At 73.0% G+C, this 25,567-nt stretch carries 26 protein-coding genes; 17 read left to right on the plus strand and 9 right to left on the minus strand.

Translation table 11 applies throughout. The annotated features are described in order from the left end of the window. Nucleotide 1: 1 nt before the first annotated feature. The 3 genes from ELX43_RS00340 to ELX43_RS00350 form a co-directional block, all read right to left on the minus strand. On the minus strand, nucleotides 2-577 hold the full coding sequence (locus tag ELX43_RS00340; protein WP_127781631.1) for a TerD family protein: 576 nt from the start codon (nucleotides 575-577) through the stop codon (nucleotides 2-4). A 54-nt stretch (nucleotides 578-631) separates the two neighbouring features. Beyond that, complete coding sequence (locus ELX43_RS00345) at nucleotides 632-1,048, minus strand: TerB family tellurite resistance protein (protein ID WP_241249461.1); 417 nt, start codon at nucleotides 1,046-1,048, stop codon at nucleotides 632-634. Between the two features lie 175 nt (nucleotides 1,049-1,223). Further along, nucleotides 1,224-2,636: a VWA domain-containing protein gene (locus ELX43_RS00350; RefSeq protein WP_206518062.1), complete on the minus strand. Its 1,413-nt coding sequence runs from the start codon at nucleotides 2,634-2,636 to the stop codon at nucleotides 1,224-1,226. A gap of 99 nt (nucleotides 2,637-2,735) precedes the next feature. On the opposite strand from ELX43_RS00350, the gene ELX43_RS00355 reads away from it, so the two are divergent. The 4 genes from ELX43_RS00355 to ELX43_RS00370 all read left to right on the plus strand — a co-directional run bounded on the left by ELX43_RS00355 (nucleotide 2,736) and on the right by ELX43_RS00370 (nucleotide 8,410). Further along, nucleotides 2,736-3,896 carry an HpcH/HpaI aldolase/citrate lyase family protein gene (locus ELX43_RS00355; protein WP_127781633.1) on the plus strand — a complete coding sequence of 387 codons (1,161 nt, stop codon included), beginning with the start codon at nucleotides 2,736-2,738 and terminating at the stop codon, nucleotides 3,894-3,896. Continuing rightward, entirely contained in the window at nucleotides 3,893-6,391 is a 2,499-nt protein-coding gene (locus ELX43_RS00360; RefSeq protein ID WP_127781634.1) for a phosphoribosyltransferase, read from the plus strand. The genes ELX43_RS00355 and ELX43_RS00360 overlap by 4 nt, the downstream gene beginning before the upstream one ends. Beyond that, entirely contained in the window at nucleotides 6,388-7,188 is an 801-nt protein-coding gene (locus ELX43_RS00365; protein ID WP_127781635.1) for an HAD family hydrolase, read from the plus strand. The genes ELX43_RS00360 and ELX43_RS00365 overlap by 4 nt, the downstream gene beginning before the upstream one ends. A 73-nt stretch (nucleotides 7,189-7,261) precedes the next feature. Continuing rightward, entirely contained in the window at nucleotides 7,262-8,410 is a 1,149-nt protein-coding gene (locus ELX43_RS00370) for a DUF475 domain-containing protein (protein ID WP_127781636.1), read from the plus strand. Between the two features lie 129 nt (nucleotides 8,411-8,539). On the opposite strand, the gene ELX43_RS00375 is transcribed toward ELX43_RS00370, so the two are convergent. After that, nucleotides 8,540-9,646 (minus strand): MBL fold metallo-hydrolase, encoded by a 1,107-nt coding sequence (locus tag ELX43_RS00375; protein WP_127781637.1) that lies wholly within the window; start codon nucleotides 9,644-9,646, stop codon nucleotides 8,540-8,542. A 77-nt stretch (nucleotides 9,647-9,723) separates the two neighbouring features. Here ELX43_RS00375 and ELX43_RS00380 point away from each other — a divergent pair, with 77 nt between their 5' ends. Continuing rightward, nucleotides 9,724-10,692 (plus strand): aldo/keto reductase, encoded by a 969-nt coding sequence (locus tag ELX43_RS00380; RefSeq protein WP_127781638.1) that lies wholly within the window; start codon nucleotides 9,724-9,726, stop codon nucleotides 10,690-10,692. A 17-nt stretch (nucleotides 10,693-10,709) separates the two neighbouring features. On the opposite strand, the gene ELX43_RS00385 is transcribed toward ELX43_RS00380, so the two are convergent. Then, on the minus strand, nucleotides 10,710-11,243 hold the full coding sequence (locus ELX43_RS00385) for a peptidase (protein ID WP_127781639.1): 534 nt from the start codon (nucleotides 11,241-11,243) through the stop codon (nucleotides 10,710-10,712). 117 nt (nucleotides 11,244-11,360) lie between these two features. Between ELX43_RS00385 and ELX43_RS00390 the strand changes: the two genes are divergently transcribed. The 3 genes from ELX43_RS00390 to ELX43_RS00400 are packed head-to-tail and all read left to right on the plus strand — an operon-like array spanning nucleotide 11,361 to nucleotide 13,245. Beyond that, complete coding sequence (locus ELX43_RS00390; RefSeq protein ID WP_127781640.1) at nucleotides 11,361-12,308, plus strand: NADP-dependent oxidoreductase; 948 nt, start codon at nucleotides 11,361-11,363, stop codon at nucleotides 12,306-12,308. Then, nucleotides 12,305-12,562 carry a hypothetical protein gene (locus tag ELX43_RS00395; RefSeq protein ID WP_127781641.1) on the plus strand — a complete coding sequence of 86 codons (258 nt, stop codon included), beginning with the start codon at nucleotides 12,305-12,307 and terminating at the stop codon, nucleotides 12,560-12,562. Before ELX43_RS00390 ends, ELX43_RS00395 begins: the two co-directional genes overlap by 4 nt. Continuing rightward, nucleotides 12,559-13,245, plus strand: coding sequence for a hypothetical protein (locus ELX43_RS00400; protein WP_127781642.1), 687 nt, complete (start codon nucleotides 12,559-12,561; stop codon nucleotides 13,243-13,245). The genes ELX43_RS00395 and ELX43_RS00400 overlap by 4 nt, the downstream gene beginning before the upstream one ends. A gap of 22 nt (nucleotides 13,246-13,267) precedes the next feature. Here the strand turns inward: ELX43_RS00400 and ELX43_RS00405 are convergent, their stop codons facing one another. The 3 genes from ELX43_RS00405 to ELX43_RS00415 all read right to left on the minus strand — a co-directional run bounded on the left by ELX43_RS00405 (nucleotide 13,268) and on the right by ELX43_RS00415 (nucleotide 15,947). Beyond that, nucleotides 13,268-14,395: a hypothetical protein gene (locus ELX43_RS00405; protein ID WP_127781643.1), complete on the minus strand. Its 1,128-nt coding sequence runs from the start codon at nucleotides 14,393-14,395 to the stop codon at nucleotides 13,268-13,270. 134 nt (nucleotides 14,396-14,529) lie between these two features. After that, a complete protein-coding gene (locus tag ELX43_RS00410; protein ID WP_206518063.1) occupies nucleotides 14,530-15,150 on the minus strand; it encodes an alpha/beta fold hydrolase in 621 nt (206 codons plus the stop codon). 50 nt (nucleotides 15,151-15,200) lie between these two features. Then, nucleotides 15,201-15,947 carry a hypothetical protein gene (locus tag ELX43_RS00415; RefSeq protein ID WP_127781644.1) on the minus strand — a complete coding sequence of 249 codons (747 nt, stop codon included), beginning with the start codon at nucleotides 15,945-15,947 and terminating at the stop codon, nucleotides 15,201-15,203. A 196-nt stretch (nucleotides 15,948-16,143) separates the two neighbouring features. On the opposite strand from ELX43_RS00415, the gene msrA reads away from it, so the two are divergent. The 9 genes from msrA to ELX43_RS00460 all read left to right on the plus strand — a co-directional run bounded on the left by msrA (nucleotide 16,144) and on the right by ELX43_RS00460 (nucleotide 24,346). Then, nucleotides 16,144-16,821, plus strand: a complete 678-nt coding sequence (gene msrA, locus ELX43_RS00420) for a peptide-methionine (S)-S-oxide reductase MsrA (RefSeq protein ID WP_127781645.1) — start codon at nucleotides 16,144-16,146, stop codon at nucleotides 16,819-16,821. A 154-nt stretch (nucleotides 16,822-16,975) separates the two neighbouring features. After that, complete coding sequence (ctaD, locus tag ELX43_RS00425) at nucleotides 16,976-18,772, plus strand: cytochrome c oxidase subunit I (RefSeq protein WP_127781646.1); 1,797 nt, start codon at nucleotides 16,976-16,978, stop codon at nucleotides 18,770-18,772. Between the two features lie 44 nt (nucleotides 18,773-18,816). Beyond that, complete coding sequence (locus ELX43_RS00430) at nucleotides 18,817-19,680, plus strand: DNA-formamidopyrimidine glycosylase family protein (RefSeq protein ID WP_127781647.1); 864 nt, start codon at nucleotides 18,817-18,819, stop codon at nucleotides 19,678-19,680. A 50-nt stretch (nucleotides 19,681-19,730) separates the two neighbouring features. Next, the gene (locus ELX43_RS00435) at nucleotides 19,731-20,063 is read left to right on the plus strand and encodes a hypothetical protein (RefSeq protein ID WP_127781648.1); all 333 of its coding nucleotides are present in this window, start codon (nucleotides 19,731-19,733) and stop codon (nucleotides 20,061-20,063) included. A gap of 36 nt (nucleotides 20,064-20,099) precedes the next feature. Continuing rightward, entirely contained in the window at nucleotides 20,100-21,011 is a 912-nt protein-coding gene (locus ELX43_RS00440) for a S49 family peptidase (protein WP_127781649.1), read from the plus strand. Nucleotides 21,012-21,082: 71 nt separating this feature from the next. Beyond that, nucleotides 21,083-21,421: a rhodanese-like domain-containing protein gene (locus ELX43_RS00445; RefSeq protein ID WP_127781650.1), complete on the plus strand. Its 339-nt coding sequence runs from the start codon at nucleotides 21,083-21,085 to the stop codon at nucleotides 21,419-21,421. Further along, nucleotides 21,421-22,464 (plus strand): DUF4328 domain-containing protein, encoded by a 1,044-nt coding sequence (locus ELX43_RS00450; protein ID WP_127781651.1) that lies wholly within the window; start codon nucleotides 21,421-21,423, stop codon nucleotides 22,462-22,464. The genes ELX43_RS00445 and ELX43_RS00450 overlap by 1 nt, the downstream gene beginning before the upstream one ends. Nucleotides 22,465-22,493: 29 nt before the next feature. Then, nucleotides 22,494-23,378 (plus strand): glycerophosphodiester phosphodiesterase family protein, encoded by an 885-nt coding sequence (locus ELX43_RS00455; protein ID WP_241249472.1) that lies wholly within the window; start codon nucleotides 22,494-22,496, stop codon nucleotides 23,376-23,378. Between the two features lie 62 nt (nucleotides 23,379-23,440). Next, nucleotides 23,441-24,346: a DUF5926 family protein gene (locus ELX43_RS00460; protein WP_127781653.1), complete on the plus strand. Its 906-nt coding sequence runs from the start codon at nucleotides 23,441-23,443 to the stop codon at nucleotides 24,344-24,346. Between the two features lie 35 nt (nucleotides 24,347-24,381). Here ELX43_RS00460 and ELX43_RS00465 read toward each other — a convergent pair whose 3' ends face one another. Then, nucleotides 24,382-25,500: an LCP family protein gene (locus tag ELX43_RS00465; RefSeq protein ID WP_241249474.1), complete on the minus strand. Its 1,119-nt coding sequence runs from the start codon at nucleotides 25,498-25,500 to the stop codon at nucleotides 24,382-24,384. Nucleotides 25,501-25,567: the final 67 nt, after the last annotated feature.

The following is a 25,567-nucleotide window of genomic DNA, read 5'->3' on the forward strand; positions in this document are numbered from 1 at the left end:
ACTAGACCGAGACGCCGTAGTCGGTGGCGATGCCCTTGAGGCCGGAGGCGTAGCCCTGGCCGACCGCGCGGAACTTCCAGTCGGTGCCGTTGCGGTAGAGCTCGCCGAAGACCATCGCGGTCTCGGTGGAGGCGTCCTCGGTGAGGTCGTAGCGGGCGATCTCGCTGCCACCGGTCTGGTTCACGATGCGGATGAAGGCGTTGCGCACCTGGCCGAAGCCCTGGTTGCGCGACTCGGCCTCGTAGATGCTGACCGGGAACACGATCTTGTCGACCTCGGCGGGCACCTTGGCCAGGTCCACCTTGATGGCCTCGTCGTCGCCATCGCCCTCACCGGTGAGGTTGTCGCCGGTGTGCTCCACGGAGCCCTCCGGGGACGTCATGTTGTTGAAGAAGATGAAGTGCTTGTCCGAGATCACCTTGCCGTTGGTGTCGACCATGATCGCCGAGGCGTCCAGGTCGAAGTCGGTGCCGGTGGTGGTGCGGGCGTCCCAGCCGAGGCCGACGAGCACGGCGGTCATGCCGGGCGCCTCCTTGGACAGTGAGACGTTGCCGCCCTTGCTCAGGCTGACTCCCATGGTGTGTTCCTTTCGGTTGTGGTGCGGGGGGTGGTGGAGCGGAGGAAGAGCGAGCTAGAGGTCGAACTCGCTGGGGTTGATCCCCAGGGCGTAGCAGGCGTCCTTGACGGCCTTGCGCTCGTCGGCGTCGAAGTTGCCGTCCGCGCCGCCGATGATGATGCCGATCTGGATGACCGCGCGGCCCTGGTCCGGCTTGGACTTCAGCTTGCCGATGGTGGCGATGGCCTCGACCTGGCCGAAGGCGAAGTCCTTGTTGAGCTTGTCGCAGTACCAGTCGAACTTCTGCTGCAGCTCGGCAGGCGGGAAGATGGTCAGCACGTCGTTGCTGGCGATCAGAGCAGCGGTCTTCTGGCGCTCAGCGGCGTCGATGGAGCCGTCAGCGGCGGCGATCAAGGCGCACATCGCCATGCTGGCGTTGGCGAACTCCTTGCTCTTGAACTGGCCAGCCTTGGTCTTGAGCTGGTCGTTCATGGTCTGCGTCTTCGCTTTCAGCTGGTCCCAGAACGCCACAGGCTCTCCTCGAGATCCGGACAGCCCGGTTGAGGCCATCGATTGTTCAAGCCTGCCAGGTGCGGAGTCAGCAGGCACGGTGCAATGGCCGTCGTGTTCAAGTCACCCGATTGCCGGGTTGCGGCAATCAGGCAGATCAGCGGAGCAGGCCCTTGCCGCGGGCCTGGGTGATCCAGCCCGGGTACTCCGTCATCAGCAGCTCGAACAGCTGGTCGTCGGGGATGGCGGCGGGGTCCTCCACGGCGAAGAAGTCGGCGTTGTCGAGGTAGCGCCCCGGCATGTCGTCCAGCTCCTCCAGGAAGCGGAACTCGCTGCTGCCGCGGGCTGGAGCCGGGGCGGACTTGCGTCGGCCGAACAGCCCCGTGGACGGCGGGGGGGTGGGAGCAGCGCCGGGGGTGACGGAGCGCGAGCTGCGGCCGATGGCCATGAACTGCCAGAAGAGCGGCTCGTAGCTGGAGGAGACCACCTGCTCGCGGGCGCCGTCCTCGTCGAAGGTCTGGCCGTCGGTGACGAACATGACGTACACCGGCACCGCGGCGGAGAACGGCTCGCGCCGGGCCGCGGAGCTGCCGAAGTAGTGCTCGCGGATGAGCGCCATGGCCTTGCCGTAGTAGGTCGCCGGCTCCAGCCCGAACTCGCCGAGCATGGTGGGGACGTAGTCGGTGCGGTTGTCCAGCTGCAGCGAACCCGCCTGGTGGCCGTTCTTGCCGAACAGGAAGACGTCCACCTGGCCGTCGTCGTCGAAGCGCAGGCCCAGCGCCAGGATGCGCTCGGCCAGGGCGGCGATGCTGCCGTTGCGGTAGAGCCGGTTCATCGACCCGGAGATGTCCAGGCACAGCGCCACCCGCGCGGTGTGCTCGCCCAGGCCGCGCTTCTCCAGCGACACCGCCGCCTTCTTGGTGAGGCTGAGCATCTCCGGCGCGCTGGTGGTGAGCTTCTTCTCCAGGTCGATCAGCTTCTGCTTCTTCAGGCTGACGGCGGGCGCGCCGGCTTGGGGGGTGGCCGGTGCGGCGGTCTGGGGGGCGGGTTCGTCGTCCACCGAGATGCCGAAGTCGGTGGCCAGTCCCCCCAGCCCCGCGGCGTAGCCCTGGCCGACGGCGCGGAACTTCCAGCCGTCGCCGCGGCGGTAGACCTCGCCGAGCACCATCGCGGTCTCGGTGCTGGCGTCGGTGACGTCGAAGCGGACCAGCTCGGTGCCGGAGGGGTCCAGCAGGCGCATGTGCAGGCCCGGCACCGCGGCGAAGGTGCCGCCGTCGGCGGAGGCGGTGAGCACCACCGTCTCCACGTCGGCCTCGAGCCGGGAGGTGTCCACGGTGACCCCGTCGGTGCTGGCCCCCGTGCCCTTGCCGGTGTGGGACACCGCGCCCGAGGCGTGCTGAGGCTGGTTGTAGAAGACGAAGTCCGCGTCCGAGCGCACCTTGCCGGAGCCGGTGAGCAGCAGCGCGGCGGCGTCGACGTCCGGACAACCGGGTCCGGGGCTCCACGCCAGCTCCATCCGCACCACCGGAACCGAGAGCGCGACGTTGGAACCCTTGGCCATCAGCGTCATACGTACATCGTGCCTCGTGGGGCACGGCGTGCACAGGCGACTGGGGCAAACGGGCAGACTGACGGCGACGACCACCGCCGCTCGCCGAGGAGACAACCCGTGATCCACTTCGACTTCCTCGCTGAGGACGTGCGTGCGTCGTTGTTCAGCAAGCCACCCCAGCCAGTGACCGCGGACAGTCCGCACGACCTGCTGGCCACCCACCTGGGAGCCACCCTGTACTGCCCTGCCACCCGGCCCAACTTGGCGCGCGACGTGGTGCGCAGCCGCGCCGCCGGCGTCACCAGCATGGTGCTGTGCCTGGAGGACTCGGTGGCCAACACCGAGCTGGCCGCGGCGGAGCAGAACCTGGTGGACCAGCTGGTGGCACTGCAGGCCGACACCGCCCCCAGGCCGCGGCTGTTCGTGCGGGTGCGCACCGCCGAGCAGATCGGCGACCTGGTGCGGCGGCTGGGTCCGGCGACGACGCTGCTCAGTGGCTTCGTGCTGCCCAAGTTCACCGTGCACAACGGGGCGGGCTACCTGCAGGCGCTGGCCCAGGCGTCCTCGGACAGCGGGGTGCGGCTGTGGGCGATGCCGGTGATCGAGTCGGCCGACGTGCTCTACCTGGAGACCCGCGCGCAGGCGCTGGCCGGCATCCGCGCGCTGCTCAACCAGGCGCGCGAGCAGGTGCTGGCGGTGCGCCTGGGTGCCAGCGACTTCTCCGGGGTGTTCGGGTTGCGCCGCACCGCGGAGATGACCATCTACGACGTGCGGCTGGTGGGCAACGCCATCGCCGACGTGGTCAACGTGCTGGGCCGCGCCGACGGCACCGGGTTCACCATCACCGGACCGGTGTGGGAGTACTTCACCGGCGGCGAGCGCATCTTCAAGCCCCAGCTGCGGGCCTCGGTGTTCGCCGAGCACGGAGCCCAGGAGCTGCGGTCGGCGCTGCTGCGCCACGACCTGGACGGGCTGATCCGCGAGGTCCAGCTGGACAAGGTGAACGGCTTGACCGGCAAGACGGTGATCCACCCCAGCCACGTCACCGCCGTGCACGCGCTGTCGGTGGTGACGCACGAGGAGTTCGCCGACGCCAACGACGTGCTGGCCGCGACCTCGCCGGGCGGGGTGCTGCGCAGCGAGTACGGCAACAAGATGAACGAGGTGAACCCCCACCGGGCCTGGGCGCACAAGGTGCAGCTGCGGGCCGCGGCGTTCGGGGTGGCGGCCGAGGACGTCTCCTACGTGGAGCTGCTGACCGCCAGCGACGCCGCGTGAGCGGGTGGACGGGCTCCTGGGTGCACGAGCACCTGGGGGTGCAGCTGGAGGGCGCGAGCGGCGACGACCTCCGGGTGGAGGAGCTGGTGGGCCTGGCGCTGCGGCGCAACCCGCGGCGGGCGCACCTGCTGGTCTCCCGGGTGCTGGGCAAGCACGTCCCCACCGACCCACGGCTGGTGCGCGCGGCCGGGTTGCTGCTGGGTGCCCGGGTGGCCGCCGAGCTGGGCGCACCCGCGCCCACCGGCTGGCAGGACCCGGTGCGGGCGGCGCTGGCTGGCCACGACGGTGCCGCCCGCGACCTGCGCGACCGCGCCGTCGCCCTGGGCGGCGCCGGTGTGGGCGAGGACGTCTGCGTGCTGGGCTACGCCGAGACCGCCACCGGGCTCGGCCACCTGGTGGCCGAGGCGCTGGACGCCGACGTGTACCTGCACTCCACCCGACGCCACCCCGCCGGCGCGGTGCAGCTGGGCCGCTTCGCCGAGGAGCACTCGCACGCCACCGAGCACCGGCTGCTGCCGCGCAGCCCCGAGCTGCTCACCGGCACCGGACCGCTGGTGCTGGTGGACGACGAGCTCTCCACCGGGCGCACCGTGCGCAACACCCTGGCCATGCTGCACGCCATCGCCCCGCGGCCCCGCTACGTGGTGGCCGCACTGATCGACCTGCGCAGCGCCGAGGACGAGGCCGCCCTGCAGGAGCTGGCCACCGAGCTGGGCGCCCAGGTCAGCGTGGTGTCGCTGGCCCGCGGGCGGGTGCAGGTGCCTGCCGAGGCGCTGCGCCGCGGCGCCGAGCTGGTGCAGGCCCACAGCACGCCGCAGCCCGCGCCCGCCCCGCCGCACCCGGTGCGGCGGGTGGCGCTGGACTGGCCGGTGACCCTGCCCGACGGGGGACGGCACGGAGTGCAGCGCCCGCACCGTGCCCAGCTGGAGCAGGTGCTGCCCGCGCTGGCCGCCCAGCTGGACGCGGCGCTGCAGGTACCGGCCGGCGGGTCGGTGCTGGTGCTGGGCACCGAGGAGCTGATGCACGCTCCGCTGCGCCTGGCCGAGGCGCTGGCCGACCGGCTGGACGACCGTGGCGTGGCGGTCCGCAGCTCCACCACCACCCGCTCGCCGGTGCTGGCCGTGGACGACCCCGGCTACGCCATCCGCGGCGGCATCACCTTCCCCGCCCACGACGACCCGGTGGACGGGCCCGGCCCGCGCTTCGCCTACAACGTCGGCCGCCCGGACGCCGTGGTGGTGGTGGTCGACGACGTGGCCGACACCCCGCAGCTGGCCGGCCTGCTCGACGCGCTGCCGGCCCCGGTGCTGCTGGTGACGCTGCCCAGCGCCGGCCCGCTGCCCACCCCGCTGCACGGCCCGGAGTTCGGCTCCTACGCCGCCGACGAGGTGACCTGGCTGCTCAAGGACCTCTCCGCGGTCGCGCTGGAGGCGCCGGTGGAGGAGCGCGAGGAGGCGGTGCAGAACGGCGGGGCCCACTACGCGGAGTCGCTGCCGGTGGAGTACCAGCCCGACCCGGCCTACCTGGCCCTGTTCCAGCAGGCCCTGACCGGCTCCGCCCGCCGCCTGGCCCACGCCGTCGGGGTGCTCACCGAGCTGCTGCTGGCCGAACGCGGACCCGACCTGGTGCTGGCCTCCCTGGCCCGCGCCGGCACCCCGGTGGGGATCCTGGTGCGCCGCTGGGCGCAGCACGTGCACGGGCTGCAGCTGCCGCACTACGCGGTGTCCATCGTGCGCGGCCGCGGCATCGACCCGGTGGCGCTGCGCTACCTGGCCGCCCACCACGACCCCGCCGCGGTGGTGTTCGTGGACGGCTGGACGGGCAAGGGCGCCATCACCTCCGAGCTCACCGCCGCCCTGGCCGAGCACGAGCTGGCCACCGGTGCGCGGTTCAACCCCGACCTGGCGGTGCTGGCCGACCCCGGGCGCTGCGTGCGCACCTTCGGCACCCGCGAGGACTACCTCATCGCCTCGGCCTGCCTGAACTCCACCGTCTCCGGCCTGGTGTCGCGCACGGTGCTCAACGCCACGCACATCGGACCCGCCGACTTCCACGGCGCCAAGTTCTACGCCGAGCTGGCCGGCTCCGACGTCTCCACCGACTTCCTGGACGCCGTCACCGCCCACTTCGACGCCGTCCGCGCGGAGGTCGCCAGCTCCTGGCCGCACGTCGCGGCCGGCGACCGCGAGCCCACCTGGTCGGGCTGGGCGGCGGTGCGGGAGATCAGCGAGGCCTACGGCATCGGGCAGGAGAACCTGGTCAAGCCCGGCGTGGGGGAGACCACCCGGGTGCTGCTGCGGCGGGTGCCGTGGAAGGTGCTGGTGCGCCCGGACGCCCGCGCCGAGCTGGGGCACGTGCTGCTGCTCGCCGAGCGGCGAGGAGTGCCGGTGGAGGACGTGGCCGACCTGGCCTACTCCTGCGTCGGGCTGATCCACCCGCGCTACACCCGCGGCGCCACCGGGGCCGACGGCGCCGCCGCGCAGGTCCTGGCGTGAGCGCGCCCGGACCCACGGTCATCTGCGCCGACCTCGACCGCACCCTGATCTACTCCGCCGCGGCGCTCGCCCTGGACTGCGCGGACGCCGACGCGCCGTCGCTGCTGTGCGTGGAGCTCTACCAGGGAGCACCGCAGTCGTTCATGCTCACCGACGCCGCCCGGTGCCTGGCCGAGGTGGCCACCCGGCACGTGCTGGTGCCCACCACCACCCGCACCGTGGAGCAGTACCAGCGGGTGCAGGTGCCCGGCCCGCCGCCGGCCTACGCCATCTGCGCCAACGGTGGCCGGCTGCTCGTCGACGGCGCGGTGGACGGCGACTGGTCCACCCACGTGGACACCCTGCTGGCGGCCTCGGCCCCGCTGGCGGAGGTGCGCGCCTGGTTCGAGCCCGCGCCGCAGTTCGTGCGCACCGTGCGGGTGGCCTCGGAGCTGTTCGTCTATGCGGTGGTGGAGCGCGACGACCTGCCGGCGGGCTGGCTCGCAGAGCTCAGCGAGTTCTGCCTGCCGCGCGGGTGGACGGTGTCGATGCAGGGCCGCAAGGTCTACTGCGTGCCCGAGCGGCTGCGCAAGTCCGCCGCCGCGGCAGAGGTCCATCGCCGAGTGGGCGCGGACCGGATGCTCGCCGCGGGCGACTCGCTGCTGGACACCGACCTGCTCGCCGCCGCCGACCTCGCCATCCGGCCCCGGCACGGCGAGCTGCACGACACCGGGTGGGCGGCACCACACCTCACCGTCACCCAGCACCACGGAGTGCGGGCCGGCGCGGAGATCGTCGACTGGTTCGCAGCCCAATAACGGCAGCCGCAGAATTCTCAGTACACTTCCGTCGTTCTCGCGACCTTTCCCTATTGCGCCGAAGGATTGTGCTGTGTTCAGAATTTTTGGTTGGTCTGTCGCGATCACCATCGCGGCCCTGGTGGGCACGTTGTTGGTGGGTGGACCGGCGGCCCTGACCATCGTGGCGATCCTCATCGTGCTCGAGGTCTCGCTGTCCTTCGACAACGCCGTGGTCAACGCCAAGGTGCTCGTCCGGATGAACGAGTTCTGGCAGCGCCTCTTCCTCACCGTGGGTGTGCTCATCGCGGTGTTCGGCATGCGGCTGATCTTCCCGCTGCTGCTGGTGGCGGTGACGGCCAAGATCAGCCCGGTCGAGGTGGTGAGCCTGGCGCTGGAGGGTGGCTCGATCGACGAGCCCGGCACGTACGCCAACCTGATCAACGCCGCACACCCCGCCATCGCCGGCTTCGGCGGCATGTTCCTGGGGATGCTGTTCCTGGACTGGCTGTTCGAGCAGCGTGACATCACCTGGCTGAGCTGGCTGGAGCGTCCGCTCGCCCGGATCGGCGCCCTCAAGCAGGTCTCCGTCGCGGTGGCCCTGATCGCCCTCGCCCTGGCTGCGGGCTTCTTCGGCCCGCACGCGCACTCCGGGGACAAGTCCTTCGAGGTGCTCCTCTCCGGGGTGCTCGGCATCGTCACGTACCTGGTGGTCAACGGCCTGGGATCACTGTTCGAGGGCGCCCAGGACGATGACGACGAGGCCGAGCTGGTCCCGGTCGGCGCGGACGCGAGGCAGCCGGACGGCAGCGCGCTCGAGCCCGCCGGCGCGGCCGGCAGCGGCCCCAGCACCCTGGCCAAGGCCAGCGGCAAGGCCGCGTTCTTCCTGTTCCTCTACCTCGAGGTGCTCGACGCGTCGTTCTCCTTCGACGGCGTGGTGGGGGCCTTCGCCATCACCCAGGACATCTTCATCATCGCGATAGGCCTGGGCGTCGGCGCCTTCTGGATCCGCTCGCTCACGGTGTACCTGGTGCGCAAGGGGACGCTGGAGGACTACGTCTACCTCGAGCACGGCGCACACTGGGCCATCGGGGCGCTGGCGGTGCTGCTGCTGGTGACCGTGGAGTACGAGGTGCCCGAGGTCATCACTGGGCTGATCGGGGTCGGCTTCATCGGTGCCGCGTTCATCAACTCGGTCATTCGGAACAAAAAGGTCGGAGAACGGCCGCACACGTTCGTCTGACCCGCGTCCGCGGCGAGGCGTCAATTCGCGGGAAAGAATGGCGCGAACGGCACAAGCGACGCATTTCGGACATTCGGTAGTGAGGTGGGCGGGTCCCCCGAACGTGAGTGACGACGCGGGGTGAGCGCCTCAGCTGAGCGGCGTCCACCAGTCGTCGAGCGCGGGGGCCTCGTCCACCACGACCCGCTCCCCGGGGCGCGGCACGGCGAGCGCCACGCCGTGCTGCAGGGCGGCCTCGCGCACCCGCTGGGCGGGCTCGGGCCAGGAGTGGAAGGCCAGGTTGAAGGTGGCCCAGTGGATGGGGATGAGCAGCCCGCCGCCCAGGTCGCCGTGCGCACGGACAGCCTCCTCCGGGTTCATGTGGATGTCCGGCCACTGGTCGCCGTAGGCGCCGATGGGGAGCAGGGTGAGGTCGAAGGGGCCGTAGGTCTCCCCGATGCCCGCGAAGGCCGGGGTGTAGCCGGTGTCGCCGCCGAAGAACACCGAGTGGCGTGGTCCGGCGATCACCCAGGAGGCCCAGAGGGTGGTGTCGCGCAGCAGCGAGCGGCCGGAGAAGTGCCGGGCCTCGGTGCAGGTGATGGTCAGCCCGCCCACGGTGGTGTGCTGGTTCCAGTCGAGCTCGACGATGCGCTCCTCGGGCACGCCCCAGCCCCGCAGGTGCGCGCCGATGCCCAGCGGCACCACGAACGGCGCGCTCTGGGTGCGCAGCAGGGCGCGCACCGTGGGCAGGTCGAGGTGGTCGTAGTGGTCGTGGGAGATCACCACCGCGGCCAGCTGCGGCAGCTCGGACAGCTCGGCCGGCACCGGGTGGATGCGCCGCGGGCCGATCACCGGGGAGGGCGAGACGCGGTCCGACCACACCGGGTCGACCAGCACCGTGGCTCCGTCGACCTCCACCAGCACCGTGGCGTGGCCCAGCCAGGTGGCGGCGAGCTCGGCGGCCGGGGTGCTCAGGTCGGGCTCCACCAGGGGCACCGGCCGCGACGGCCGTCCGCCGTGCCGACGCGTGATCATCGACCAGGCCAGCGAGCCGCCCTCCGTGGCGACCACGCCGTCGGAGGGCAGCGTGTTGTGGAAGGAGCCGTCGCGGTAGTGCGACGAGCCCGCGGCGTACGGGCGGATCTGGGACCGGGAGGCGCCCAGCGCGCGGGGCAGGCCCCACGCGGCGCGGCCGACGAAGGTGGCGGGGGCGACCAGGGCGGCCAGCAGGGCGTTGCGGCGGAGAGTGCGGATCATGTCCCAGAGCCTGACACCTGGGCGTGGCTGCTGCCTCTCCGGTGTCGCCACGGGCCCGGGTGACCCACACTGGGGCCATGAAGTTCCTGGAGGTCAGCGGTCTTGGTCCGGTCAGCCGAGTGGGGTTGGGTACGTGGCAGTTCGGCTCCAAGGAGTGGGGCTACGGCGACGGCTACGCCTCCGGGGCCGCCCGCGACATCGTGCGGCGGGCTCGCGAGCTGGGCGTGACGCTGTTCGACACCGCCGAGGTGTACGGCTTCGGCAAGAGCGAGCGGATCCTGGCCGAGGCGCTGGGGGCTGAGCGCGCCGAGGTGGTGGTGGCCAGCAAGGTGTTCCCGGTGGCGCCGTTCCCGCCCCTCGTGCGGCGCCGGGCGGAGGGCAGCGCCAAGCGGCTGGAGCTGAGCTCCATCCCGCTGTACCAGGTGCACCAGCCCAACCCGGTGGTGCCGGACTCGGTGATCATGCCGGGGATGCGCAGCCTGCTGGAGGAGGGCCGCATCGGGGCGGTGGGCGTGTCCAACTACTCGCTGCAGCGCTGGCGCAAGGCCGACGAGGCGCTGGGGCAGCCCGTGGTGAGCAACCAGGTGCAGTTCTCCCTGGCCCACGCCGACCCGCTGGAGGACCTGGTGCCCTTCGCCAAGCGGGAGAACCGCATGGTGATGGCGTACAGCCCGCTGGCCCAGGGGCTGCTCGGCGGCAAGTACAGCGTGGCCAACCGGCCCGGTGGGGTGCGGGCGGCCAACCCGCTGTTCGGCACCGAGAACCTGCGCCGGGTGGCGCCGCTGCTGGACACCCTGCGCGAGGTGGCCGCCGGGGTGGACGCCAAGCCCGCCCAGGTGGCGCTGGCGTGGCTGCTCAGCCTGCCGCAGGTGGTGGTGATTCCCGGGGCGTCCAGCGTGGAGCAGCTGGAGTTCAACGTGGCCGCCGCCGACCTGGAGCTGCCCGCCGACGCCCGAACGGCGCTCACCGACGCCGCCCGCGCCTTCCGCCCGGTGTCCACCGTCCGCACCCTCACCGACGGCGTGCGGGAGCGGATCGGCCTCTAGCGCACCGCGTCGGAGGGCTAGGCGGCGAGCAGCATCGCCAGCACGGCGGTGTCCGGGTCACGGCTGGGATCGACCCCGTCGCGGCTGATCAGCCCGGTGATCGTCCCGCCGGGCTCGGTCTCCACCCACGCTGCCCGGTGCGCCAGCCCCAGGTACGGAATGCCCGGCAGCAGCAGGCACCCCGAGGCCACCCCGGCGCACTCGGGCAGCGACGGGGTGGTCTCCGACGGCGGGTGCAGCATCAGCAGCGCGGGCGGCTGGTGTCCGGCGAAGCGGCCGGGCTGCACCGCGCCCTCGCCCAGCACCGGGCCCTCCGCGGTCACCATGCCCACCGCGCGCAGGTCGGGATCGTCGGGGCACTCCTCGTGCACGCCGAAGACCGTGGTGGTGGGCAGCAGCCCCGGCACCGCGGCGGTGCGCACGGCCAGCACCAGCAGCTGGGTCCACTCCCGGGTGGAGGCCGGCCACCGGCCGCTGACCATGAATCCGCGCAGCTCACCACCCACGTGCAGCGGTGCGACCTCGACGTTGGCGCTCGTCTGTCCGGGCATCACGGACCTCCTCCACGGCGAGGGGACATCCTGGACGCGGACCCCGCTGGCACACAAGGCGTGTCGAGTGCCAGCCCGCGCGGGAACAGCCACCGTCCGTGATCTGTTTCACAGTGCATGACGACCTACGTGGCAGCCACGGCCTACGGCGGACCCGAGGTGCTGGCGGAGTACGACGAGGAGATCCGCGAGCCTGCACCGGGGGTGGCCCGGGTGCGGGTGCACGCCGCGGGGGTCAACCCCATCGACGTCAAGCTCTACAGCGGCCAGATGGGCGACGACGCCGCCAAGCTGCCGATGCGGCTCGGCTTCGAGGTCTCCGGCGTGGTGGAGGCGGTCGGCCCGGGCGGCGCGGTCGGCCCCGCCGGGTCGGTGTCGGTGGGAGACGCGGTGATCGGCTACCGGGTGGGCGGCGGCTACGCCGAGGAGGTGTTCGTCCCCGGCCGCGCGGTGCTGCCCCGGCCCCACCACTACAGCTGGGACCAGGCTGCCGGGCTGATGCTGACCGGCACCACCGCCGTGCACGCGCTGACCGCCACCCGGGTGGCCGCGGGTGAGACGGTGCTGGTGCACGGCGCCGCGGGCGGGGTGGGCCTGATGGCGGTGCAGATCGCCCGGGCGTGGGGCGCCACCGTCATCGGCACGGCCGGATCCGCGCAGCACGACCTGCTCCGCTCCCTGGGCGCGGAGCCGGTGGAGCACGGCGCCGGGCTGGCCGAGCGGGTCCGCGAGCTCGCTCCGCACGGGGTGCAGGCCGCGGTGGACACGGTGGGCGGCGACGAGGCGGTGGACGTGTCGCTGCAGCTGGTGGGCAGCCCGGCCCGGGTGGCCACCATTGCCGCGTTCGGCCGCGGTGACACCGGCATCAAGGTGCTGGGCAACGGTCCCGGCGCCGACCCCGGCACCGCGCTGCGCGACGCCGCCCGCATGGAGCTGGTCGCCCTGGCCGAGGAGGGTGCGCTGACCGTGGTGGTGGACGAGACCTTCCCACTGAGCCGGGCCGCCGACGCACACCGCAAGATCCTCACCGGACACACCCACGGCAAGATCATCCTGCGGCCATGACCCCGGCCCGTACCCTCACCCGGGTGCGGGCCACCTTCCTCGGCGTCTCCAGCGTCCTGTTGCGCGACAACAGCTCTGCGGTGCTCGGTGCTGGACACGGCCCGGACGCCACTCAGGTCCGCATGGCAACCGCCGGCGACACCGTGCGCTACGGCAGCTTCGCGGTCACCCTCTTCCCCGCCCCGCACACCCCGCGCCCGGCCTTCCCTGGCGTGATCGACCGTCCGCTGCGCCCGCCGAGCTCCATCCGATGAGCACCCGTGCGCCCCGTCCCCCTGGCCGCCGCCCGAGCGGGGCCCGGCCGGCCCGCCGCACCGCGCCGCCGACCGCCCCCGACCGGGTGGGGCTGCGCACGCGCCTGGTCGCCGCACCCCGACGGGTTCGCGCGCTCGGTGCCGCGGTGGTGGGCCTGGTGTACCTGGGCGCTGTCGGGCTGGCCGCTTCCGGTGGCAGCTGGTGGGTGACGCTGTTGTGCGTGCTGGCTGGCGCGGCAGCGGGTGCGGTGGTGGTGGCGGCCGAGCCCGGGCAGACCCAGGCCCTGGCCGAGCGACTGGGCTGGGAGAGCGGCCCCGGATGGCTGCGGGCCGTGCAGTCCGACGTGGACTCCGGCCGGCTGCCCCGCACCGACGCCACCGAGCGGGAGCTGGCCCGCCGATATGCCTGGGTGCGCCTGGAGCAGCGCCGACCCGCGCAGCTGCTGGCCGCGGGTCTGGTCGCCGCGACGGTGGTCTACCTGCTGGTGGTGCTGCTGGGCGGTGCGGTGCCGGGCTCGGCCGTGCCTGGTCTGGTGGTGTTCCCGGTCGGGGCGGCGGTGGTGTGCGGGAGCACCTGGCGCCAGCACCGCACCTACGCCCGGGTCCTGCGGGTGCTGGGACCGGACGAGCGGACCTGGGAGCTGCGGCGGCTGCGCGCCCGCACCGGCGCGGACCGAGCCTGAGGCACGGACGGGTGGCGCTGGCTCAGCGCGAGGGCACCTGGTCCTGGGGGATCACCTGCAGCAGTCCGTCGGTGTTGCCCGCCACCAGGACCTCCCCCGAGGCAGGATCCACCGCCACCGAGTTGGGCTGGCGCACCGTGGGCAGCGTCCCCAGGGTGCGCGGCGCCCGCGGGTCGGCCACGTCCACCACCGCCAGCTGGTTGTCGGCGGTGCGGGTGATGAACAGCAACGCTCTGGCGGCGTCGTAGGCCAGGCCGTACGGCCTCCCTGTCGCCGCGATCCGGGCCAGCACCTGCAGCTGCACGTCGGGGCGGCCCTGGCGGTGGTCGGGCGGGGCCACGCGCACCAGGTACACCGCCTCGCCCACCGTGTCGGCCACGGCGACCACGCCCGCTGCGCTGCCGGTGCCCTGGGTCTGCCCGGGTGCGGCCAGCGCGATGGTGTGGGTGAGCTGGGTGCCCAGCGGCGTCTGGGCCACCAGCGTCCGCTGCGCGGCGTCGTAGACCCACAACCCCTGGCCGCGGACGTCGGAGACCACTGCGTACCCGCCCACGGCGGCGAGCCCGCCCGGCTGCGGTGGTCCGGCGGGCAGCTCACCGACGACGGCGCCCTCGCGCAGGAACACCACGCCGCCGCCGAGCTCGTTGTTCACCACCACCGTGCCGTCGGCGGTGCGCACGGCGTTGTGCGGGTTGCGGCCAACCTCCGTGGTGCGGCGCAGCACGGCCCCGTCGGCCAGGCTGACCTCCAGCACCGTGTCGTTCTGCTCCAGCGGCGCGAGCACCGGCCCCCCAGGGGCGGCCAGGTCGAGGTGGCGCGGGGCACCGCCGTCGGTGGGCACCACCTGGCGCACCGTGCCCGCGGCCACGTCCACCAGGGCGATGCCGTCGGGGCCCTTGAGCCCCACCGCCGCAGTGCCGTCGCTGCCCACCACCACGGCCTCCGGGTTGTTGCCCACCGCGATGGTGCGGCCGACCGGGGCGACGCTCGGGGCGGGTGCCAGCCCTGGCTCGGCGGGACCGTCGGCCACCGGGGGGTTGCCGGGGGCGGGGGTCTGCGACGCGGTGGAGGAAGAGGTGTCCGAGCCGGTGCACGCCGGCAGCAGCAGCGAGCCGGCCAGCGCCAGCGCCACCCATCCCCGCTGGGTCACGGCCGGCCGAGCCCGATCACCGGCGCCCTGCCGCCCGCGCGCACCTCAGCCAGATCCAGCACGCCGCTCATCTTGCGCTCCCGAGCCCGCGGCAGCGACTTCCAGCCGCCACCGCGGCGCCGAGGGCAAAGGGGTCAGCCGGGGTGCGCCAGCTCGCCCTGGGCCCCGGCGTCAAAGGCGGCCTGCAGCACGGGGTCGACCTCTCGGCCCAGCGCGGCGCGGCAGCCCCACACCGCCAGCGAGGTCCACCAGCGGGCTCTGCGCAGCATGGCGTGGCTGTCGCCGGTCACCACGAAGCGGGCGAGCCGGTCGGGGACGCCCTGGGCGCGCTCGGCCCAGCGGGCGGAGAGCCGGGCGGGCACCAGCTGGTCCTGGTCTCCGTGGGCGAGCACCACGGTGCGCCCGCGCACGGTGGACACGCTCTCCCCGTCGGGCAGCCAGGGCGCCAGACCCACCACGCCGGCCACGCGGGGGTGGGCGGCGGCGGCGACCGCGGTGCGCCCGCCCATGGAGTGGCCCAGCAGCACCACCGGAGAGGTGCCGACCAGCTCGGCGAGCACGGCCCGCACGTCGTGCACGGGGTCCTGGTGGTGTCCGTTCCAGCCGCGGTAGCGGTAGCGGACGGTGCCCACCGCGACGTCAGGCAGCGCCCGCTGCACGGCGCGGGCAAGGGGCAGCATCCGCAGCCGGGCCAGTCCGAGGGGCATGGGCTGGGCCCGCGAGCTGGCCCTGCCGCCGGGCAGCACCAGGACCACCGGTTCCTCGCCCCGGGGCGCGCGCAGCCAGTCGACGCGGGGGAGGGCGGTCAGAGGAAGAGCACCAGGCAGAGGGCCAGAACGATGGCGAGCACCACCAGCACCGCCACCGGCACCAGCCAGCGCCGGCTGGGGGAGGCGGGCCCGGCGAAGGGGGCTGCGTCGCTGTGGGCGCCCACGCGCTGCGGTGCGGCCTGCGGCTGCTGCCCCAGCGTCCACGGCGGCAGGTTGCCCTCTGCGCCGGCCGGGCTGGAGCCGCTCGGTCCGCGCTGGGGACCGACGCCGCCGCGGGCCCAGGGGGGAGCCCCGACGGTGGAGTAGCCCGACGGTGCGGAACGGACCATCTGGGTGCGGTCGGCGTCGCCGGTGGGCGCTGCCGAACCTGGTCGGGCCGCCGGTCCGGCAGCGGCCCGGGCGGTCGGTGCCGTGGCACCGGCGGGCCGGCGCACCACCTGGGTGCGGTCCTCGGCGGGCGTGCTGCTGGCGGTGGGGCCGCGGCGGGGGACCACCTGGGTGCGGTCGCTGGTGTCCGTCTCGGCGGGGGTGCTCGCGGCGGGTGCCGGCCGGCGCACCACCTGGGTGCGGTCCTCAGCGGTGGCGCCAGCACCCACACCACCGGCGGCAGGAGCGCCGGCACCGTCGGGCCACTGGAACGGCGGCGGGAAGGGGCCGCCCGAGGCCGGTCCGCTGCCCGCGGCGGCGAGCAGCAGGTCGCGCTGCTGGCGGAACTGCTCGGTGGAGATGCGGCCGGCGGCGACCTCGGAGTCGAGCCTGCTCAGCTCGTCGTGCAGCGCCACTGTGCCTCCTTCTGCCGTGCATGCGCGTCGCGGTGCAGGGGCTTGTCGTGCTTCGGGCGGGGTGCAGGTCTGGTGCGAGGCTGTGCAGGCACGGAATAGCAGCCCCGTCGTGGACTGTTGACATTGTGCACGCACAACCGTGCCGGCAGGCGCAGATCGTCGACGACCTGCCGTCCGATCGACGTAGGGTGTCGCAATGTCCTGGTTCGACAGCATGTTCGGGTCCCCATCCACCGTGATCGCCCCCGGTGACGCGCTGCCCGGGCGGGACACGCCGGTGCGCGCCGGCGAGACGCACTACGTCAACGGCCGTCCGCTGCACCCGCCGTTTCCCGACGGCATGGCCACCGCCGTGGTGGCGATGGGCTGCTTCTGGGGTGCCGAGCGCGTCTTCTGGGAGCTGGACGGGGTGTACACCACCGCCGTCGGCTACGCCGGTGGCCACACCCCCAACCCCACCTACGAGGAGACCTGTACCGGGCGCACCGGGCACGCCGAGTCGGTGCTGATCGTCTTCGACCCGGCCCAGATCAGCTACGAGCAGCTGCTGCGGGTGTTCTGGGAGAACCACGACCCCACGCAGGGCATGCGTCAGGGCAACGACCGCGGCACCCAGTACCGCTCCGCCATCTACGCCATGGACGAGGCGCAGCTGCAGGCCGCCCGCAAGTCCCAGGAGTCCTACCAGGCTGAGCTGGCCAAGGCGGGCTACGGCGAGATCACCACCGAGACAGCGCTGCTGACCGAGGCTGGGGGTGGCGGCTTCTACTACGCCGAGGACTACCACCAGCAGTACCTGGCCAAGAACCCCAACGGCTACTGCGGGATCGGCGGGACCGGGGTGTCCTGCCCGGTGGGTCTCGGCGCGGTGTAACCGCTGATCGGGCCGTCTTTTCGGATGGCCGGCGCACGGCGACGGGGCTACCTTGGGGTGCCTGTCGCCGTGCGAGCCTCCTTGGAGGGCCGATGCAGTGTGTCGTGGGTGCAGCCGCCGCTAGGGCGGTCCGTCCGACCATGCCCGAGCAGTCATGACCGAGGTCGCCCCGCGGCCGGTCGTCACCCGCCCCTACCCGGCCCGGGTCGCGCCCAAGGGCAGCGCCATCGTCAAGTACTTCAGCACCACCGATCCCAAGACGATCGGGCTGATGTACCTGGTCACGGCGTTCGCGTTCTTCATGGTCGGCGGGGCCATGGCCCTGTTCATGCGGGCCGAGCTGGCCCGGCCGGGGATGCAGTTCCTCTCCTACGAGCAGTACAACCAGCTGTTCACCATGCACGGCACGATCATGTTGCTGCTGTACGCCACTCCGGTGGTGTTCGGCTTTGCCAACTACATCGTGCCGCTGCAGATCGGCTCGCCGGACGTGGCGTTCCCGCGGCTGAACGCCTTCTCGTACTGGCTGTTCCTGTTCGGTGGACTGATCACCCTGGGTGGGTTCATCACCCCTGGTGGTGCCGCTGACTACGGCTGGACGGCCTACACGCCACTGTCGTCGGTGGAGAGCTCGCCGGGTGCCGGCGCCGACCTGTGGATCATGGGCCTGGCCATCGCCGGCCTGGGCACCATCCTCGGTGCGGTCAACATGATCACCACCGTGGTCTGCCTGCGCGCCCCCGGCTTGACGATGTTCCGGATGCCGATCTTCACCTGGAACATCCTCATCACGGCGGTGCTGATCCTGTTGGCGTTTCCCATCCTCACCGCCGCGCTGCTGGCGCTGGCGAGCGACCGAAACCTCGATTCGCGCATCTTCGACCCCGCCAACGGTGGGGCGATCTTGTGGCAGCACCTGTTCTGGTTCTTCGGTCATCCCGAGGTCTACATCGTGGCGCTGCCGTTCTTCGGCATCGTGAGCGAGATCTTCCCGGTGTTCTCCCGCAAGCCGATCTTCGGCTACAAGGGGCTCATCTTCGCCACCCTGGCCATCGGGGCCCTCTCGGCCGCGGTGTGGGCGCACCACATGTACGCCACCGGCGCGGTGCTGCTGCCGTTCTTCGCCTTCACCACCTTCCTCATCGCCGTGCCCACCGGCGTGAAGTTCTTCAACTGGATCGGCACCGTGTGGAAGGGGCAGATCACCTTCGAGTCACCCATGCTGTTCGCGATCGGCTTCCTGGTGACCTTCCTGCTGGGTGGCCTCACCGGGGTGCTGCTGGCCGCCCCGCCGATCGACTTCCACGTGACTGACAGCTACTTCGTGGTGGCGCACTTCCACTACGTGCTCTTCGGCACCATCGTCTTCGCCACCTACGCCGGCATCTACTACTGGTTCCCCAAGATGACCGGCCGGATGCTGGACGAGAAGCTGGGCAAGCTCCACTTCTGGCTGACCTTCATCGGCTTCCACCTGACGTTCCTGGTGCAGCACTGGCTGGGCAACGAGGGCATGCCGCGCCGCTACGCCGACTACCTGCCCTCCGACGGCTTCACCACGCTGAACACGGTGTCCACCATCGGGGCGTTCGTCCTCGGTGCCTCCACGCTGCCGTTCCTGTGGAACGTCTTCGTCAGCTATCGCTACGGCAAGGCGGTCGACGTCGACGACCCGTGGGGCGGCGGCAACTCCCTGGAGTGGGCCACCACCTGTCCCCCGCCGCGGCACAACTTCACCGAGCTGCCCCGCATCCGGTCGGAGCGTCCCGCCTTCGAGCTGCACTACCCGCACATGCAGGACCGGATCCGCACCGAGGCGCACGTGGGGCCCACCTACCAGCCCCGCACGGAGCCGATCGAGAAGTCCTCGAACCCCAACCTGTCGGAGTACACCCCGGGCGGCAACGAGCCGAAGGATCCGGGCACCACCAGCGGGAGCACCCACCAGTAGCGCTTGCTCTGGCCAACCGCTGCCAGCGGCGGCACACTGGGTCCGTGCCTGAGCTGCCCGAGGTAGAAGCGCTGGCCCACCACCTGCGCGAGCACGCCGTCGGCGCGGTCATCGGTCGGGTGGACGTCGCCGCCGTCACCGTGCTCAAGACCTTCGACCCACCGGTGAGCGCCCTGGTGGGACGGACCGTGACCGGCGCGACCCGCCACGGCAAGCACCTCGACCTGGACTGCGACGGGCTGCACCTGGTGGTGCACCTGTCGCGCGCCGGCTGGCTGCGGTGGTCGGACTCCCTCAGCGCCACCCCGCCCAAGCCGGGCAAGGGCCCGCTCGCGCTGCGGGTGCACTTGGGCGAGCCGCCTGGTGCCCCCGGTTTCGACCTCACCGAGGCCGGCACGCAGAAGCGGCTCGCGGTGTGGGTGGTGGCCGATCCGAGCGAGGTGCCGGGGGTGGCCAAGCTCGGGCCGGACGCGCTCAGCGTCTCCGTGGACGAGCTGGCGCCGCTGCTGGCCGGGCACCGGGAGCGGTTGAAGACGCTGGTCGTCAATCAGTCGTGGCTGGCCGGCATCGGCAACGCCTACTCCGACGAGATTCTGCACGTGGCGCGGCTGTCGCCGTTCGCCACCGCCGCCCGGCTCACCGACGACGAGGTGGCCCGCCTGCACGCCGCGATGCAGACGGTGCTCACCGATGCGGTGCAGCGCTCGGTGGGCCAGGACGCGGCCCGGCTGAAGGGGGAGAAGCGCTCCGGCCTGCAGGTGCACGCCCGCACCGGACTGGCCTGCCCGGTGTGCGGGGACACCGTGCGGGAGGTCTCCTACGCCGAGCGCTCCTTCCAGTACTGCCCCACCTGCCAGACCGGGGGCAAGCCGCTGGCCGACCGCAGGATGTCGCGCCTGCTGCGCTGACTCCACCCACCCGTCGGTGCCGTCTCCGGGTCCGTGGCAGGCTTGACGGCATGGCTGGAGACGACAACGCAATGAACGAGGACATGCTCGAGCCGAGCGTGAGCCTGGACCCCGACGAGATCGGTGACCCGGTGTCGGACACCACCATCGCGGAGACGACCGAGGACTGGCTGGGCGCCGACCGCGTCGGCACCACCGCCGCTGAGGAGCGCGAGGGCGAGACCCTGGACGAGCGCCTGGCCGAGGAGGTGCCCGACATCGAGCCGATCGAGCAGCTCGACCGCCCGGCCGCGGCGCTGGAGCCAGAGGAGCTCGACGAGACGGTGGACGACGTGGTGGTGCCGGACGAGCCCGTGGACGGCGAGGACATCAGCTACGACTGAGCCTGTGCGGCACGGGCGCTCCGTATCCTGACTCCCATGACGAGCTGGAGTGTTGCCGTGCCCAAGCCGCTCAGCGACCGGTTGCCCGCCCGGCTCACCGGCGAGCACGCGCCGGTGGTGTCGGTGGTGCGCCTGCACGGCGTGATCGCCGCCGGAGCGGCCGGGCTGGGCCGCCAGCAGCTGAACGCCGACAACGTGGAGGCCGCGCTCAAGCGGGCCTTCACCGCCGACGGGGTGCAGGCGGTGGCGCTGGCCATCAACTCCCCTGGTGGCTCGCCCACGCAGAGCCAGCTCATCGGCAGCCGCATCCGCCAGCTGGCGGCCGAGCACGACGTGCCCGTCCTGGCGTTCTGCGAGGACGTCGCCGCCTCTGGTGGCTACTGGTTGGCCTGCGCCGCCGACGAGATCATCACCACGCCCACCTCCATGGTCGGCAGCATCGGGGTGGTCAGCGCCGGCTTCGGCATGGAGGGCCTGATCGACAAGCTCGGCGTGGACCGCCGGCTGCACACCGCAGGGTCGAACAAGGCCCGTCTGGACCCCTTCTCCCCGGAGAAGGAGGAGGACGTGCAGTGGCTGCTGAGCATGCAGGCCGACATCCACCGCGAGTTCGGCGCCTGGGTGCGCGAGCGGCGCGGCGACAACCTGGTGGGCACCGACGACGAGCTGTTCACCGGCGACGTGTGGATCGGCCGTCGGGCGGTGCAGATGGGCCTGGCCGACCAGGTGGGCGTGATGCGCGAGGTGCTCGCCGAGCGGTACCCCAGGGCGACGGTGCGCACCATGCACGCCAAGAAGTCGCTGGCCGCCCGGCTGGGGCTGCCCGGTGGCGGTGCGGAGGCCGTGCTCGGCGGGGCCCTGTCCGGTGCGGGGCTGGCGGCGGCCCTGGCCGGGGAGCTCGTGGGCGCGGTGGAGCAGCGCGCCGCCTGGGCCCGCTTCGGCCTGTAGCGACGGCCCCGCGGACCGGGGCGGGGACGAGGGCGTGTGCCCGCGCAGGGCCGGCGTGGCAGCATGAAGCGGTGACCGACCTGCCGAGCACTACCGTTGCCGATCTTCCCGCCGAGCTGCCCGAGGGGGTCGTCCTGCTGGACGTCCGCGAGGACGACGAGTGGGCCGCCGGGCACGCCCCCGAGGCGGTGCACGTGCCGATGGCCGACATCCCGGCTCGGCTGGACGAGCTGCCCGCCGACGCCGACCTGCAGGTGGTCTGCAAGGCCGGTGGCCGCTCCGCTCGCGTGGTGGCCTACCTGCAGCAGGCCGGCCGCCAGGCCACCAACGTCGAGGGCGGCATGCTGGACTGGCAGGCCGCCGGTCGCCCGCTGGTGAGCGAGACCGGCGCTGAGCCCACCGTGATCTGATGCAGCAGTTCTGTCACCGGTGTGCCGCCGCGCTGCCCCTGCGGGGACGGCCCATGCAGTGGTGCCCGCGGTGTGGCGGCGTGCTGTCGGCGCCCACCACCACCCCGCCGGTGGCGCTGCGGTGGGTGGCCAAGCCCCCGCCGAGGGTGGTGGAGCGCGTGGTGCTGCGCCGCGAGCTCGGCCCCACCCCCCGCTACCAGCACGTCCCCCGCTGGGGGATGCCGCACACCCCGGTGCCGCGGGTGAGCGTGCCGCGCCCGCCCACTGCCCGCCAGCGGATGGCTGCACTGGCTGACACCGCCGGTGCCCTGCTGACCGGCGCCGCAGTGGTGCTGGCGCTGGCCGCGGCGGCCGAGCTGTGGCGCTACCTGCTGCTGCTGCGCAGCCGGTCCGAGCTGCTGGGCGCCACCACCGTGGCCATCTCCGACGCCGCGGTGATCACCACCGGCGTGCTGTCAGTGCTCACCGTCCTGTTCGCCATGGTCGTCTGCACGGTGTGGCTGGTGCGCGCCCGGGCGGCGGCGGCCGAGCGGATCGGCCGCCGCGATGCGCGCAGCGCCCGCAGCATCGCCCTGGGCATCTTCGTGCCCGGCTGGAACCTGGTGGCCCCCGGTGTGCTGCTCACCGAGCTGGAGCGCGACATCGACCCGGACAGCCACGGCCCGCGGCCATCCCGACGGCTGCGCTGGTGGTGGGCCGGGTGGGTGCTGTCGGTGGCGCTGGCCGCCGGGGCGTGGTTGTGGCGGCTGCGCGACAGCGTGCAGGCCCAGGCCGACGGAGTGCTGCTGGTGGCGCTGTCGGACGTGGTGGCTGCCGCCGTGGTGGTGCTGACGCTGCGGCTGGTGCGCGAGCACACCGCGGCGCTGGACCCGGCCGCGGGCTCCCGCCGGCGGCGGCGCACCCGCTGGGTGGCCTCGGTCCCCGTCGAAGCAGCTCCGGCCGTGGCCACAGCACCGAGTGCGGCCGTCGCGCCGCGCACCGAGGCACCCGCGCCGGGCGCCCGGACCGACACCGAACCTGCGCTGGCCGCCACCGGTTCATGAGCAGCGACCTTCCCGGGCAGCGACCTGTGGTGAGCGGGGACTCCGGCCGGCGTCGCACCCCGCTGGTGGTGGCGCACCGAGGGGCGTCGGCGGTGCGCGCCGAGCACACCCTGCAGGCCTACGAGCTGGCCCTGGAGCACGGCGCCGACGCCCTGGAGTGCGACGTTCGCCTGACCCGCGACGGGCACCTGGTCTGCGTGCACGACCGCCGGGTGGACCGCACCTCCACCGGCCGGGGCGTGGTGAGCCAGATGACCCTGGAGGGCCTCGCGGCGCTGGACTTCACCAGCTGGCACGACCCGGTACCGGAGAGCGCCGACGAGCTGGTGGGTGAGGGCTCGCACCGCGCCGACCTCCTCGACCTCGACGCCGGCGAGCGGGGCGAGGCTGATGCGCAGACTGAGGAGACCGACACGGTTCCCAGCATGCTCACGCTGGCCCAGCTGCTGGAGCTGGTGACGGACTACGCGCGCCCGGCCCGGCTGTTCATCGAGACCAAGCACCCGGTGCGCTACGGCGGGCTGGTGGAGGCCAAGCTGCTGGCGGAGCTGCGCCGCTACGGCCTGGCGTCGCCCCCCTCGGCCGCGCACGCCCGCGCGGTGGTGATGAGCTTCTCCCCGAGCGCGGTCTGGCGGGTGCGGCGCTCGGCGCCCATGCTGCCCACCGTGCTGCTGGGACGCACCGCCGCTGCGCTCGCCCCGCTGACGGTGGCCGCGGTGGGGGCCACCGCCGTCGGCCCCGGCATCAACCTGCTGCGCGCCGACCCCGGCCTGGTGCTGCGCGCCGCCGAGCAGGGCCGCGCCACCTACACCTGGACGGTGGACTCCGCCGAGGAGGCCGCGTTCTGCCAGGAGCTGGGCGTGGGCTGGATCGCCACCAACCACCCGCAGGCCATGCGGGGCTGGCTCACCTGAGGCGGCCGCCGACCACCACAGCGGCCGGGGACGGGCCGGTGCGGCCTCTGTAGGTTGAGCCTGTGGCTAAGAAGAGTGGACGCAAGGCGGGGCCCCGAGCAGGGCGCACCCGTACCGAGAAGGCCCCTCGCCCGGTAGTGGTCTCCCGGCCCTACGAGGGCCTGGCCGCCGAGTGCGACCTGGTGGCGCTGCGGGAGTTCGTCCCGTCCGCCACCGCGCAGCTGACGCTGGCCGAGTCGGGCCGCCCGGTGCTGCTGGGCACGGTGCTGCCGATGGCCTCGGCCGCGCTGGTGCGTGCCGGTGGCGAGGGCGGCACGCCGCCGGAGACCGGCATCGTCGGCCTGCAGGTGCAGACCCGGTCCGACGACATCAGCCGCGACCTAGGTGGGGCGATCGCCTGGTCGCGCCAGGCCACGGCCGGCGAGGTGCTGCAGATGGTGGACGGCACCGGTGAGCACGCTCCCCGGGCGCAGGAGCTGCTCGACCCCACCGCGGAGCTGGACATCACCGTGCACGACGACTTCGGCTGGTGGCTGCCCGAGGGGCAGACGCCCACCGACGAGGTGACGCTGAGCCTGGAGCGGGCCAACGACGCCATCCTGCCCACCGCGCTGCTGCAGGCCGACGGCGTGCGCAGCGCCTGGTGGGTGGACGCCGGGGAGAAGGCGCACCTGCGCTGGGTCCGCCCCGAGGACGAGGACGCGCTGATGCTGGCGCTGGCCCGGGTGCACGCCGAGGGCCGGCTCACCCTCGGTGAGGGCTCCCGCTACGCCGGGTCCTTCCGCGCCCACGGGCTGCTGGTGCCGGTGTTCGACCTCGACCGGGAGAGGCACGCCCAGGAGTGGGCCGAGGCCACCACCGAGCTGGGCCGGGCCCTGGACGAGGCCCTGGCGGTGGACGCCCCGCTCACTGCGGAGCAGCGTCGCTCCCGGGACGGGCTGCGCACCCGCCAGATCACCATCCGCTAGAGCTTCCGCACGCCGCGGCGAGCTGCTGCCCGGGCCTACCTGGGCTTGGTCAGCAGCTCGCTCGGCACCGGCTCGTCCGCGGCGATCGCGGCCCAGAACCGGGGGGCGTCGGAGGTCCACCGCGACCCGCCGTCGAACGGCACGGTGGTGGTGACCATTCCGCCGCGCATGGCCCAGCCCATCGCGGCCAGGTGCCACAGGTGGTCGCCGTCGTCCACGGTGAACGAGCTGACCCCGTTGGTGACCAGCGGGAACACCCGGAACGGGTTGAGCAGCGTGCCCACGCTGGAGGCCTTGCCCATCAGCGCGGAGAGGAACTCCCGCTGGTGGGCCACCCGGGTGACGTCGGCGTCGGGGTAGTCGTGCCGGTTGCGGACGTAGGCCAGTGCCTGTGCCCCGGTGAGGTCCTGGCAGCCGGGCTCGAACCGGGCTCCGGAGAACGGGTCGTTCATGCCGGGCGGGTCGATGCACATGTTCACCCCGCCGACGGCGTCGACGAGGTTGGCGAAGCCGCCGAAGCCGATCTCCGCGTAGTGGTCGATGCGCACCTTGGTGGCCACCTCGACGGTCTGCGCCAGCAGCGGCGCACCCCCGATCGCGAACGCGGCGTTCACCTTGTCCCTGCCGTGGCCGGGGATGGTGAGCTCGGAGTCGCGCGGGATGGAGACGAGCGTCGGGCTGTCGCTGCCCTCCGGGATGTGCAGCAGCATGATCGTGTCGGTGCGCGAGCCCCCGGCGTCGGACTCGCTGCCGGTGTTCAGCGCCTGCTCCTGGTCCGGGGTGAGGCCCACCCGGCTGTCCGAGCCGACGAGCAGCCAGTTGGTGCCCGGCGTGTCGGCGACGCGGCCCGGGTAGTCCTCCAGCGCCTCGGTGCGCTTGAGGCTGGAGTCGAGGTAGAAGAAGAACCCGACGAACAGCAGCACCAGCACCAGCGCCACCACCCCGATGCGGCGGCCCCAGCGGGGGCGACGGCGTCGGGGTCGTGGCGGGGCAGCGCCCACTCGGCGGGGGTCGGCCGGGCGCTGGGGCGGCTCACCGGAGCGTGGCTGTGCCGGGGGCTGGTCACGGTAGGGCTGGTCGGCGTAGGGCCGTCCGACGCGGGTGGGCGGGTACTGCTGGTCGGACCGCGCGCCGGCACCAGGCTGCGGGGGCACCTGCGACCACGCGCGGGGACGTTCCCGGGGGGCCTGTGGCATGGCCCTGGTCGGCTCGTCGCCACCA

This window comes from Rhodococcus sp. X156, from assembly GCF_004006015.1.
Taxonomy (GTDB): domain Bacteria; phylum Actinomycetota; class Actinomycetes; order Mycobacteriales; family Mycobacteriaceae; genus X156.

Coding starts and splice junctions, on each gene's coding strand:
- ELX43_RS00440 (WP_127781649.1), top strand. CDS start 20,100: ATGACGAGCTGGAGTGTTGCCGTGCCCAAGCCGCTCAGCGACCGGTTG.
- ctaD (WP_127781646.1), top strand. CDS start 16,976: ATGACCGAGGTCGCCCCGCGGCCGGTCGTCACCCGCCCCTACCCGGCC.
- ELX43_RS00350 (WP_206518062.1), bottom strand. CDS start 2,636: ATGACGCTGATGGCCAAGGGTTCCAACGTCGCGCTCTCGGTTCCGGTG.
- ELX43_RS00345 (WP_241249461.1), bottom strand. CDS start 1,048: ATGAACGACCAGCTCAAGACCAAGGCTGGCCAGTTCAAGAGCAAGGAG.
- ELX43_RS00380 (WP_127781638.1), top strand. CDS start 9,724: ATGAAGTTCCTGGAGGTCAGCGGTCTTGGTCCGGTCAGCCGAGTGGGG.
- ELX43_RS00395 (WP_127781641.1), top strand. CDS start 12,305: ATGACCCCGGCCCGTACCCTCACCCGGGTGCGGGCCACCTTCCTCGGC.
- msrA (WP_127781645.1), top strand. CDS start 16,144: ATGTCCTGGTTCGACAGCATGTTCGGGTCCCCATCCACCGTGATCGCC.
- ELX43_RS00450 (WP_127781651.1), top strand. CDS start 21,421: ATGCAGCAGTTCTGTCACCGGTGTGCCGCCGCGCTGCCCCTGCGGGGA.
- ELX43_RS00400 (WP_127781642.1), top strand. CDS start 12,559: ATGAGCACCCGTGCGCCCCGTCCCCCTGGCCGCCGCCCGAGCGGGGCC.
- ELX43_RS00340 (WP_127781631.1), bottom strand. CDS start 577: ATGGGAGTCAGCCTGAGCAAGGGCGGCAACGTCTCACTGTCCAAGGAG.
- ELX43_RS00435 (WP_127781648.1), top strand. CDS start 19,731: ATGGCTGGAGACGACAACGCAATGAACGAGGACATGCTCGAGCCGAGC.
- ELX43_RS00390 (WP_127781640.1), top strand. CDS start 11,361: ATGACGACCTACGTGGCAGCCACGGCCTACGGCGGACCCGAGGTGCTG.
- ELX43_RS00375 (WP_127781637.1), bottom strand. CDS start 9,646: ATGATCCGCACTCTCCGCCGCAACGCCCTGCTGGCCGCCCTGGTCGCC.
- ELX43_RS00385 (WP_127781639.1), bottom strand. CDS start 11,243: ATGCCCGGACAGACGAGCGCCAACGTCGAGGTCGCACCGCTGCACGTG.